Source organism: Acinetobacter sp. ANC 4470 (assembly GCF_002135335.1).
GTDB lineage: Bacteria > Pseudomonadota > Gammaproteobacteria > Pseudomonadales > Moraxellaceae > Acinetobacter.
Genome location: NZ_NEGC01000001.1, coordinates 294,445 through 307,375, shown reverse-complemented (window position 1 = coordinate 307,375; position 12,931 = coordinate 294,445). Strand labels below are relative to the sequence as shown.

The window sequence follows — 12,931 nt, the reverse complement described above, 5'->3', positions numbered from 1 at the left end:
TCTTTTCTCCCTTAAAATTATTATGCCACCGCACTCTGATTAAACGCCTCAACAACCCCAATAATGTTGTCTGCATCCTTATCATTAAACACCCCATCAAGCCCCTCATAATGCATTTGACTAAAGGGTGGCTCATACAGTTGGGACGACTGCATTACACCTCGTTTGGTAAGGTGCTCCATTATCATTTCAACAAAATGGATTTGGTTTGCATTGTAGGTTGTGCCGACTAAAAATTTAGAAAAAGCTTCTTTCACAGCAATTGCATCTAAGCCAACTAAAGAGCGTATGAACTGTGGCAAACTAATAGCTAATCCAAAGTATTGCTCAAATTTATCTTTGCTTTCGACTTCCTGTGCATCAAATACGAAGCGCTCAAGTTCAGTCAAATCAGTCGGCGTAAGCTGTAAACCTTTTTTTAATTTAGCAATCGTAATGTGGTTTTCATTGGCTTTAATAAAGCTTTCTACACGTTTACGATACTGAGCAATATCCACGCCACTAGCAACAATTGGAATATTGACCTGTGTAGCAACACCTAACTTATCTTTAAACATGCTGTAAACCACAGTGGATGATGTTTTCTCTATAAGTTTGACTAAGCCTCTGATTCGTTTACGCATCGATTCTAAAATGGGTAAAGTAATATCCACCCAATACTCTGGTGATTGAATCTCTTGGATCAGTGCAAGGTGTGGAGCAACTACTGGAATATTAGATTTAGTTTCAAGCTCTGCTGCAATTTGGATCACTCGATTGGCATAAGACTCGAATGCTTTATTATTTTTTTCCAAGACTGCCAACTCTAGGTTATAGCAGAGCATATCAAAGAGCTTTGCTTCAATAGTTTCTTTCGGAAGCTCATGCGGCAAGCGAGAAATATGTTCTCGCAATGTTCCCATGGCAAGATCATCTAGGTTTTCCCAAGCTTCTGATGTTTTGAATTTCTCAACATGCTCAAGCTCAGTTTTAACAATGAAGTTATCTTTATTCATTGCCGTGACTTCAGCTCGCAACCCTTCACATAAATCGTTTTGAACGGTTTTTAATTCTAAGGTTTGCTGTTCATTGAGCTGATTCTTTTGTGTGTAGTCTGGTGCATTCAAAAGACTCATAATATTTAAACGTGCTTTAAACAGACGTTGTCCAATCGGTTCTACCGTACTGCCCATTGCACCTTTAGGATTAATTTCAAAATATTCAAAGTTAGAGCAGTAGTCAAAAATATAAAACTCAGATTTATCCGACTCTGGTGCAAATAAGTCTTTGCACAGTCGTGTACCACGACCAATCATTTGCATGAATTTTACTTTAGAGCGTATAGCTTTAAAGAATACTAAATTCACCACTTCAGGCACATCAATACCAGTGTCGAGCATATCGACTGAAATGGCAATTTGTGGTTCTGCTAAATCCTTTTTACTAAAATCATCAATTACGCTTTGCGCATATTTTGTTGCATGGGTAATGATCCGTGCAAACTTCCCATCATATTTTTGATAGCTAAGATTGAATCGATCTGCAATAAACTCCGCATGTTTTTGATTCACCGCAAAGATAATAGTTTTACCCAGTACATCACCACCTTCAACTTTAATGCCATTTTCCATTAGGTGTTTTAGCATTTTGTCTACGGTATAGGTATTAAACAATTGCTTATTGATCTGTGATGCCGAGACTTCATCAGGAACATCTTGTCCCCATGCTAAATTATCCCAATGTTCTTTTTCTTCATCTGAAAGTTCACTGTACTTAATGCCTTCCCGCATGAATTTTAAAGGCACAGAGAAAGCTTTGGGTGGTACAAGAAAGCCATCGGCAATCGCTTGATCCAAATCGTAGTAATGCGTTGGTACGCCAGTTTCAAGTCCAAATAAGGCATAGGTATCACGATCGACTTCATCTCGTGGGGTAGCCGTTAAACCGACCAATAAGCTGTCAAAGTATTTAAAGATTTCACCGTACTTTTGATACACACTACGGTGAGCTTCATCGACAATAATCAAGTCAAATGTGCCTGTACCATACTTACGCGTACCATCTTCATTGAGCTGATCAATCAAGCCAATCATGGTCTGATAAGTACAGGTATTAATTCGCCCAATTTCGCCTTTACTGTCAATTAAATTAAAAACAGATGCACCCGATTTAAAAAACTTAGCAAACTCTCGTGTTGCTTGATTGACTAATGAATTACGGTCTGCAAGGAACAGGACGCGTTGCACGACATTGGCCCGCATCAACACATCAACTAAAGCAATAGCGGTACGGGTTTTACCTGTACCTGTTGCCATAATCAGTAAGCCTGCACGTTTCTTTTGCTGGAATTCTGCAAGAAGTGATTTAATCGCTGTGGTTTGATAATAGCGTTCAACCATTGTTTCATTAATCGGGAAGCTGCTTAAATCAGGATTATTTTTACGTCTTTCAATTAAGCGTTTCAGTTCAGCCTGAGTATAAAAACCTTGCACTAATGCATTCCATGATAATTATCGACGCGGTCTGAAGCGTATTGGTTTAGACGTTTCCAAATCTGATGGACTATCTCCTCATTCTCACAGACATGCTTATGGTCGGCGTTTAAGTCGAGCAGGTGTAGAACCAATAATTATCAAAAAATGCTTACATCATTCATCAATAGAATCCCAATTAGTCTATACAACTCCTTCGCTTAAAGAAGTCACAAAAGCTCTAACTGCTGCAACAGAACAACTTTTAAATCCATCAGATTCTAATGAGGAAACATGTACTCCAAGCTGGCAAGTTTTATTACAGCATGGGTTTGATGACATTGACCCATATAACTTATTCGCTGGCAAGAATCCCAAATTTGGAAAACACAAATGAGAATTAAAATAGCCAAACCTGATGGTCGAAAAAGTGATCTTACTTTGCAATGGGTAACTAAAAGATATGGCGAAAAAATGAATGGATGGAGAGAGTTAGCTGAAGAATGGATAAAAAGTCAAGATAGTAGTACAGCAGAGAAACTAAATGCACTAGGTATTTTTCTTGAAAAATATATTATTCATACTGTGCCGTGGTGTGCTGATATATTTATCTTTTTAGCTGGAGATCAAAACGGTTGGAAAGCTTCTAGTCATGATTTTAAATCAGCAATAATTAAAAATTCCAAGCGCAGAGATAATAGAAATACTACAGAAATAATTAACTATATATCTAATTTTATTGATTGGATATTAGATAATCATTTCTTTGAAAATACTGATAAAGGTAGCAAAATCTATCTTTATAAAAATCCACTCGAACAACTAAAAAGCAAGCAAACACTATCTGAAACAGTCCATAGTCCTTTACCCTATCGCTATATTCAACGTCTCAGTGAAATCTTGTGTCCTAAACCATCTGGAAGTTTTTCAAATTGGAGTTGGGCACAAAGTCTGAGTGGAATTAGATCGACTGCGGCAACAGGTTGGTTTGAAGTTGATGAGAATCTTATAGATAAGAATGATGAAGATTGTGTTTGGATACGTGAAATAGTAATGCGTAATAAAAAATCTGTCACAATTTATAAAATGTGGTCACCTGTCGCAGCAATGGTGCTATTCGTCAAATTACAACTACCACTCAGAACATATCAGGTGCGTATGTTAGATACTGGTGAAGCAGATGCTATGCGCTATCAAAATGGTAAATGGATAAAAAATACAAAATATAAATTTGTATTAAATAGTCATTCAAAAGGTATATTTCGACGATTCAAAGATAATGTGACAGGTTTGGATTCAACAGGTTTATATATCAATACGAATAAAACAGCAGATCAAAACAAAGATGAATTCCAAAGAGGCTATGAAATTCCTTGGCAAAATGAATTTCTACTATATTGGCTAGAAAAACTTAGAAATTGGCAAGAAAAATACAATCCCATTGTAGCCCCTACAGATTGTACGACATTAGAAATCAAACACACAAAAGATTTAAAATCAAATGCTTATCTTTCCAAGATGGGGTATTGCTGTTTTTTAATGCGTGATGCTACATCAAATTGTAGTGAAAATAGGAAAAAGCCAATTCCAGATGCAAGTATTCCTTTGATTTGGTATAAATTATTAGAGAAGTTAGAAAATAACCTCTCAAATTGTGGAGACACACTCCCTAATGGAACACCACTTCAATTAGTTCATCATTACGAAAAAAACTACAAATCTCCAAAAGTAAAAACTAATTATCCACTGCATAGTTTACGAGTATCGCTCATTACAAGCTACTTAATAGAAGCTAAATTACCACTTCCAGTTGTTTCTAAACTTTTGGCTGGTCATTCAAGAATTTTAATGACTATATATTATACAAAGTTAACACCTGTTGTCATGCAGGAGAAAATGGCAGAAGCAACAAAAGTACTCGAAAATAATTCTAAAGAAAGTATCCGTATATTTTTAAAAGATGCTGAACTACGGCAAATTGAATCCAAAATGGCCTTCCATGATGACATGTCAATTAAATCAATATTAGTTAATCGCAATCCAATAGGTTGGGAGTTGAGACATCATGGACTCTGTTTAGCTGGAGGTAATAATGTAATGACTGACGAAGTGAAATCTATTGCTGGTTGTTGGAATGGTGGAGAATTAATACAAGATTCCAAAAATTTTTCTAAACGGCTTAATAGTTCTGTTGGTCACAGTAGCGAAAATTGCGTGCGATGCAGATGGTTTATTACCGATGCTAGTTACCTCCCAGCACTCAATGCACATCTCAACTTTATGAGTTATAAAGCCTATAATGCAGCCAATCTAGCAACAAAGATAGAGGCAGATATAGAGAGTTTCGAAGAGCTAAAATATGAAGCTGAGTTAAAAAATATACCTTTTCTAAAACATAATGAATTGCAACATCTTAATAGACGTCATGAAAAACAATTAGTTGAATCTGATGAGTACACAAAAAATTGGATAGCTACATTCAACCTCATTCGACGCTTAGTTGAAATAGAGCAAAAAAGAAATGAAGATGACCATCAAACAAAGTTGGTAGCCGTTGGTTCTCAAGAAGATATAAAAATTGGATTTATAGAAACAACATCCGAGCTATTACATCTTTCATTACTTTGTGAAGATGCTGAAATTTATCCTGATTTGCTCGATGATATTAAAAAGACCTCAGTAATTCAGGACAGGACACAAAGTTTAAGTCGGATAATGATCCGAAAAGGTTATTTACCTCATTTACTATTACTTGATCAAGACCAGCAATTAATTGCAGCCAACGCTATGATTCGTACAATGACTAAACAAATCGACTCAATTAATAAACTTGGAAGTTTTCAGAAGATTGTGTCGTATTTAGAATTTGATGAATTTTTACAAAATCATAAATTACTTGAGACTGGAATTAAAACTTTAGAGGAGCATTTAAATACACCTATAAATAGTTTTTCACTAAAGTCTTTAATCAGCAGTATTTAACGCGGAGTATCTCAGAATGAGTACTGATATGAAATTATTTTTGGATAATCTCAAAAAAGATAGAAGCACCTGCACTCAGGCCTCATTAGATAAGCTAAATACTTTACTAGAAAAACGTTTTAATGCTGGTGAAGAAGATTATTCAATAGTAACGATTGGAAAACTATCGGCAAGTAGTGGTGGGGTTGGTATTGATAGTTTTCGTAATAAAGCAGGTAATCACTATAAGCTTTTATTAAAAGAATGGGCAACCTTAGCAGATACCACTACAAAAAAACCTCCCAAGCGTTATTCTCGAAAGAATGAAGTATCATCAGACATGGAGTTATTAAAGAGACTAGATGATCCAGCTATGAGAGCAGTCTTCGGTCAAATCATTGCTGAAAAGAAAAAACTCAAAGCAGAGAACCATATTCTCAAACAACAAACAGAAGTGATTGTTGATATGAGGCCAAATCAGGTTTTTTCAGCAGGCCAAGTACAGCAACAAGTCGAAATAATACCATCGTTAACTGGCGTATTGGTCAATAGTGAAATCGAAGCGCTTCGCGATGCTATTGACGAAAATAATCTTCGAAACAGAGGTTGGATAGTTTCTAGACTGGGCTCTATTAAAGACGAAAATGGACGATCATTATTTAAGTCAGGCTTTGTATCTGCAATACAAAAAATATTAGCTGAAATATAAAAAGGCTGGCAATCTGCCAGCCTTTTTTTTATATACTGTTTTTATATGCATATAAAAAACAGACACTAACTAAGATATTGTAAAATAATATAAAATAAAGGATTAACCTGTTTTTATATAAATTTAACTAGATAGAAAGTGTACAGCGTTTTTTATTGGTTTTTGGGTGTGGTCTGACTTTGGCAAAAGTTTAGAAATAGCAGGTAAGCTGTCTATTGCTATTGCGAATAGTCATTTTGCATTAAAGCTAAAAATTATTTCTTAAACAATTTGTATATTTTTTTCATTGGTAATTTATCATTGGCAAAGCCATAGAGCGCTGCAAAAGGCAGTGCTGTACGCGCTAAATAAGCCACACGCCATAAACCACCATGGTTTGCACCTTTCATCATTAATTCTAAAGGATGGGCCAATGGTGTTTCAGGATTTGCAACGGAGTCAGGATTGCGTAAATCATGAATCCATAATGCCGCCATAAGCGCATTGGTGGTTTCTGGACTAAATGATTCAACATCAAACAGGCTAGCACCATTAAACGCGGCTTTTAATAGCGGATTTTTAGTCACTGAATGGGTTGTGGTTGAGGGTGCAATATTAATACTGACACATTGCCCATAATGACGAGCTAAAGTTGCACGCCACTGTTGTATCCGTTTTGCTAAAGCATAGTTAGGGCCTTGTTCCAGCACCAAACAATCTGCAATACCATATTCCTTGCCATTATCAGAAGAAATTAATGTTTGTAGATTTTCTTTGAAAAAATGCTGTCCCGAAACAGTAGAAATACTTTTGCTAATAATTTTCTGGGTTTTGGAACGCTGCTGGAACTTCTCATGTGAAGCTTCTATCACCTCTTTAGGAACGGCATAGACATCGGTTGGAGTACACATAAACATTAAACTGGTGTCAGCCTTTTGCTCACTCACGTATTGCATAATACTGTCCATTGCCATAGAGACACGCACATGTTTTTCACCGTCTAAATAAGCAATCGCTGCTAAATCAAGCTGATGTTCATTCTGGCTTAGCCAGTGTGCAATTTCTGGCGTTTGAGTGAGTAAATCAGCTCCTAATTTATCTTTCAGCGTGGCAGTTGAGGTGTTTTTGGCTAATTTTTCTGCGCAGGGTGCATACAGGGTTGCATTGCCTTGTTGAATGGTCTTTAAAATTCTGTCCCAAACACGGCTATTGGGTAAATCGACTGCCACAATGTTGGCTTTCCATTTCGATAACCAAGTGAGGGGGCCTGCTTCAGAGCCTGCGCCAAATAAGACCATAGTACGGTCAGAAAGATTGAACCATTCAGGGTGTGCCTGTGCAGCACGTAAAGCATCCGCATGGCTGAGTTCAATAATGCCTGCATCTTGCCATGTCTGAATTTGATCCAGTAAAGCCTGACCTTGTAATTTTTGTCCTTTATAAGGCACATACCATTCAGGTGCAGCATCACTTTCACCTTTAAGCTGAACGGTATACAAATTTGCTGTATTCACATCACTCATGATGTCTTTGAGTAAGTAGCGTTGACCATTACGATAAAAATCAAAGCTATGATGAGCTTTGTGCAAGCCTTGTTTTGCGATGGTAATGGGATTATTAATGGTACGAATACCATATTCAACCAAAGCCTTAAAATAGACGGGATAATTTTTACGCCAGTTCTTTTCAGCGAGAGCATCCATTGATGATTTATTGTCAACAATAGAAAGGGCTTCGGCAATAATTTCTTTACCTGTCTGAGAGGTGCTGGCTTTATTGCTAGCAGGATTAATCGGGAATTGAAGACCATCTAATGACGTTGACATGCAAAATATCTCATTTTTTTGATTGTTAATATACATATGTCTACATTATCTATGCCAACTTGATTTATGGATTAGCATTTAATGACAAAATTGTGTAATTCTTTTTTAGAATTCTTTTTAAGTAATCAGAATTTTATTTTTGCATAAAAAGGACGCTGAAAAGTCAGCGTCCTTGAATATGGATTAATAAAGCATAAGTTTTAAAAAGGAAGTTGCATCAGCTTATTTAAAAAGTGTGGAATAACACGTGGTTCTAGAATGATGGTCATGATTACACCGTAAGCTGCCCCCCATAAATGGGCACTATGATTGATGTTGGAATTGCCACGTTTTCCAGACCAAATACTATAGCCAATATATAAAATGGCAAAAATAATCGCAGGCACTGGAATAAAGAAAACAAAAATCAGTTTCCATGGTTCAAATAAGATATAAGCAAACAAGACGGCTGAAACTGCACCAGAAGCCCCTAAACTGGCCCAGCGATGGTCATTTTTATGTTTTAAATAACTTGGGATAATCGCAACAATTAAACCGCCCAAATAGAACAGAATAAAGCCAAGATTAAAAAAATACTCTCGATAAAAACTTTCAATAACACTGCCAAAAAAGAACAGCGTAATCATATTGAAGATAAGATGAGCACCATCGGCATGTACAAAACCATGAGTAACAAAGCGATCATACTGTCCACGTTGCATTGCCGGTGGCCAGAAAATAAGACGGCTCATGACTTTCTGATTTGAAAATGCAATCAGTGATACAACCACTGTAATGAAGATCAAGCTAACAGTATGGTTAAAAGGTAAATCTAGCATAAAGTGAAGGTTCAGCTTTTAGATAGTTGCTTTAATAATGCCATTAAATGAAGGGTTAAGATTAATTTTTATAATAATTCCGACAATTTTAGTTGATTTTTTTTTATTACCCCGCATCTTCAGTTAAAATAGCCACTTCAGCTTGAGGAAATATTATTATGTCGACTGAGAACATCAGCGCTGCAGTTGCAGAAGAAATTCCAAATTTATTGATTACGCCAACAGCACAAGAGTATTTGTTTGATTTACTTGAAAAACAAAATACACCGGGTATTGCTGTACGTGTTTTTGTGGAAAATCCTGGTACGCCACGTGCTGAATGTTGTATGGCATATAGTGCGCCTGAAGAAATTATTCCTACAGACTATAAACAAGATTATCCAGACTTTGCGGCTTATATTGATGCTCCATCTATCCCATATTTGTTAGATGCTGTGATTGATTACAATAAAGATCGTTTCGGTGGGCAATTGACATTCCGCGCGCCCAATTCAAAAGTGCCACGTGTGGGTGCAGATGCTTCAATTGAAGAGCGTATTAGCTATGTATTACAAGCCGAAATTAACCCCGGTCTTGCTGGACATGGTGGTAACTGTGCTTTAGTTGAAATTATTAAAGATGAAGAACATGGTTTAACCGCAGTATTGAAATTTGGTGGTGGTTGCCAAGGCTGTTCAGCAATTGATGTCACTTTAAAACAAGGTGTTGAAACCACGTTAAAACAGCATATCCCAGAATTATCTCGTGTTGTTGACCAAACGGATCACACTCAGGCAGAGGGTGCTTATTTTAAATAATTTTTTGAAATACGTTCAAAAAAACCTCCAATTAAGGAGGTTTTTTTATTTAAAAGATGAAGTGTCAAGATTTGGTTAGCCATCCATAATTTGTTCTCTTATAAATTTAGATAAATCCTTAAATTTTTCTCAAGCATTTTAGTCTTATAGAAAAACAAACAAATGCTAATGATAATAATTATCAATATTAATTGCAATATGGTTGCTTTTTGTTACACTGTGAAACGAAAATTGCAATACTTATCCATTATTTTGCTACTTGGGGGCCTTGAATGACCAAGCGTATTATTCGATCTACATTATCTTTTTCAATTTTGTCTGCTATAGCTTCATTTACCTATGCAAGCGAAGAAAAAATATCGACTGTTGCAGAGCCGACTAAATTAGAAACTATTGTTGTTACAGCAGCTGGTTATGAACAGGAAGTGAGCAAAGCACCTGCTTCAATTACGGTAATTAGTCGTGAAGAACTAGAAAAAAGAGAATATAGCGATATTACTGATGTATTGAGAAATACACCTGGGGTTGTTGTTTCAGGTTCAGGCTCAGCCCAGTCTATTAGTATTCGAGGAATGAGTTCAAATTACACATTATTTTTGGTGGATGGAAAACGCCAATACTCTAAAGATGTAAATCCGAACGGCGATGATTATGGTTTAGAAAAAAATATTTTACCACCAATGGCAGCGATCGATCGAATTGAAATTATTCGCGGACCAGCATCGACCCTGTATGGTAGTGATGCGATGGGTGGGGTCGTTAATATTATTACGAAAAAAGTTACAGATGAATGGACTGGAACTGTTGAACTTGGCACCATTATTCAAGATCGAGGTAATGCGGGGAATATTAAGAATGGAGCAGTTTATTTAGCAGGTCCGCTTATTCCGAACAAATTAGGTTTGCAATTAGGTATCAATAAACAAGAACGTGAAGAAGATAGCTATGTTGGCGGATTCCGTGGCAATGAAAGAGAAAGTCTCAATTCGCGCTTAACTTATATTTTAAATGATAATCATAATTTAGAATTTGAAGCCAATTTTGTGCAGCAAGATGCTGAATCAACGGTAGGAAAAACGGTTGAAGATACCGCAACGGCCGCAGATTCAACTTCAAGAAACTATCGAAGTGTGTATGCAATTACGCATAATGGTCGATATAGTGATAACCTCGAAAGTAAAACCTATTTGCAATATGAAAATTCTCGAAATCCAGATCGAGAGAATACAACTTTAGATACCAAAGGTATTGAGCTTGATACTTGGACGTTTAACAATCAATGGAATTGGATGTTAAACAACCATACTTTATCCTTTGGTACCTATTATAAAGATGAATCGTTAAATGATCAGGCTACTAACAGAAATCCAAATGTACCATTTTTTAGTGAATTAACACGGTGGTCTGTCGCAGCTTTTCTTGAAGATACTTGGAGCATTACGGATTCATTTGATTTAACGAGTGGTTTGCGTTATGACCATGATGAAAATTATGGTGGTAATTTTTCTCCGCGATTATATGGAGTATATAGCTTCAATGATAATTTTACTGTAAAAGGTGGGGTGTCAACTGGTTATAAACAGCCTGATATTCGTGCAGCCACGGAAGGGTTTTATAGTGTAACTGGTGGTGGTGGATCACCAACTCCAACGGGTCGAGGCATTATTCGAGCTAATCCTGAACTTGATCCAGAAACAAGTATGTCATCAGAATTAGGGTTAAATTGGGAAAATGATTTTATATCTGCATCTTTAACAGGCTATATCACTAAGTTTAAAGACAAGATCACAGAAGTTCGTACTTGTGAAACAGATACTGATGGATCAACAATAAATCGTAACAATGTTGCAGCATGGAAATGTGCTGAAGGTGCAACACCTTTCTACTTTATAAGTGATCGCATTAATGTGGATGATGCTGAACTAAAAGGTATCGAAGCAACAGTTGAGGCGACTTTAAATGATTATACGACTTTAAGTGCCAATTATACGTATACAAATACTGAAATTAAATCTGGTGAATTTAAAGGGCAGCCTTTAAATGAAATGCCAAAAAATATGTTTAATTTAACAGCAGATTATGAGATTAATGATGCATTAAATGTTTGGTCTCGCTTGCATTATCGTGGTGAAACATCTGCCTATTTGAGCCGAACGTCTATGTCTAATCCGAATCCAGGTTATGAGTTTGTGGATATTGGTTTTAACTACAAATTTACCCCAAGCTTAAAGGGTAAATTTGGGGTGTACAATATCTTAGATGAAAAAGCTGAAAATGCAGATGGTGATCAATTATTAGATGGTCGTCGTTATGGTATTAGTTTTGTGGCTAATTTCTAATGAATTAAATAAGAAAGCCGCTTTATGCGGCTTTCTTTATGACTGAATATTTAAGATTTTCTGCGCTGTTTCAGCATAATAAAATTTCTCTAAATTAGCTCTTGCACGTTCACGTAAATATTCAGAGGAAACCAAATTTTGAATTACAGGTGCTAATAAGTGCTGTAATTCTTGTTGAATTAGTGCTTCATCAATATTTAAATCGCGAAGTAATAGGTCAAAACTACGTTCTTGATTACGTATATACCAAGCATAAACACCATCATGAACTTGTTGTTTTAAGTATTCTGTTTGACGGATATGATCCCAAATTTCATGCCCTAAACTGACCGTGTTGGGAAGGTCTTGAATTTCAATATAGTTTTTCAAAATGCTTAAAGGCATATCTTTAATTTTATGCCAAAGATTGGCCTGAAAATGATATAGCTTGTCATCATCAAAATGTTGATTGAGAACATGCTCACTTAGTTGGCTAAGCTTCAAGATATTTTTTTGTAGATAATGTCCAATCGTTTTATCTAAATTGGAGTCAGTTACTGTTTCCAAAACAGATTTGCCCATTTTCATAAAACTTGACATACCGGGCATGCGTTTAGCCATGACAGAATTGTCTAAATAATCTTGAATAGAGTGCTGAATTAATTGGGTAATCATAGCTGAAAAAGCAGGGCTATTGACCACAGTTCTAATTAACCGCTGGCGATGAGCACTTTTACTTGCCACATATTGGGCAATTTTATCAACCGTGAGTACGGGTATCACATCTGCAATTTGAGTGCTTTCATTGGTAGGATGAATTAAAGCAAAACGAATATGTTCGGTGATTTGCTCAATGAGAACAGGGCTCGCAGGTGTGGCTAAAATTTGCTTTTGTAACAGGGCATTGATGTGCTCAAATGACCAAATATTCTGCAAGGTCTGTTTTCTAAACCAATGATAAAAATTTAGAAATTCGCTTTGAATGGTGGCAGCATGCGAAAACTCTTGCTCTAAAAAGTCAAGATGAGCATCTATTAATTGCTCAATCATCGGGTGTTTCTGCATACTGTCTC

Annotated in this window: 7 protein-coding genes and 2 pseudogenes; 5 read left to right on the top strand and 4 right to left on the bottom strand. The window is 36.3% G+C overall.

Features of this window, described 5'->3' with window-relative positions:
* Positions 1-20: 20 nt before the first annotated feature.
* Positions 21-2,474, bottom strand: a pseudogene (locus tag B9T25_RS01400) (DEAD/DEAH box helicase family protein); the annotation flags it as partial.
* 13 nt (positions 2,475-2,487) lie between these two features.
* Here B9T25_RS01400 and B9T25_RS01395 point away from each other — a divergent pair.
* From B9T25_RS01395 to gmtX, 3 genes and pseudogenes are all read left to right on the top strand, one after another.
* A pseudogene (locus B9T25_RS01395) lies at positions 2,488-2,847 on the top strand (tyrosine-type recombinase/integrase); the annotation flags it as partial.
* Positions 2,844-5,432, top strand: coding sequence for a VPA1269 family protein (locus B9T25_RS01390; RefSeq protein ID WP_086186710.1), 2,589 nt, complete (start codon positions 2,844-2,846; stop codon positions 5,430-5,432). The pseudogene B9T25_RS01395 and the gene B9T25_RS01390, both read left to right, overlap by 4 nt.
* Before the next feature lie 16 nt (positions 5,433-5,448).
* Entirely contained in the window at positions 5,449-6,120 is a 672-nt protein-coding gene (gene gmtX / locus B9T25_RS01385; RefSeq protein WP_086186709.1) for a gamma-mobile-trio protein GmtX, read from the top strand.
* A gap of 254 nt (positions 6,121-6,374) precedes the next feature.
* On the opposite strand, the gene B9T25_RS01380 is transcribed toward gmtX, so the two are convergent.
* Positions 6,375-7,925 (bottom strand): hypothetical protein, encoded by a 1,551-nt coding sequence (locus B9T25_RS01380; RefSeq protein ID WP_086186708.1) that lies wholly within the window; start codon positions 7,923-7,925, stop codon positions 6,375-6,377.
* 200 nt (positions 7,926-8,125) lie between these two features.
* Complete coding sequence (locus tag B9T25_RS01375; protein ID WP_086186707.1) at positions 8,126-8,743, bottom strand: rhomboid family intramembrane serine protease; 618 nt, start codon at positions 8,741-8,743, stop codon at positions 8,126-8,128.
* Positions 8,744-8,901: 158 nt separating this feature from the next.
* Here B9T25_RS01375 and nfuA point away from each other — a divergent pair, with 158 nt between their 5' ends.
* Together nfuA and B9T25_RS01365 are read left to right on the top strand one after the other, a co-directional pair.
* Positions 8,902-9,540 (top strand): Fe-S biogenesis protein NfuA, encoded by a 639-nt coding sequence (gene nfuA, locus B9T25_RS01370; protein WP_086186706.1) that lies wholly within the window; start codon positions 8,902-8,904, stop codon positions 9,538-9,540.
* Positions 9,541-9,812: 272 nt separating this feature from the next.
* Positions 9,813-11,879: a TonB-dependent receptor domain-containing protein gene (locus tag B9T25_RS01365; RefSeq protein WP_086186705.1), complete on the top strand. Its 2,067-nt coding sequence runs from the start codon at positions 9,813-9,815 to the stop codon at positions 11,877-11,879.
* Positions 11,880-11,915: 36 nt separating this feature from the next.
* Here the strand turns inward: B9T25_RS01365 and B9T25_RS01360 are convergent, their stop codons facing one another.
* Positions 11,916-12,923, bottom strand: coding sequence for a hypothetical protein (locus B9T25_RS01360; RefSeq protein ID WP_086186704.1), 1,008 nt, complete (start codon positions 12,921-12,923; stop codon positions 11,916-11,918).
* Between the last annotated feature and the right edge of the window lie 8 nt (positions 12,924-12,931).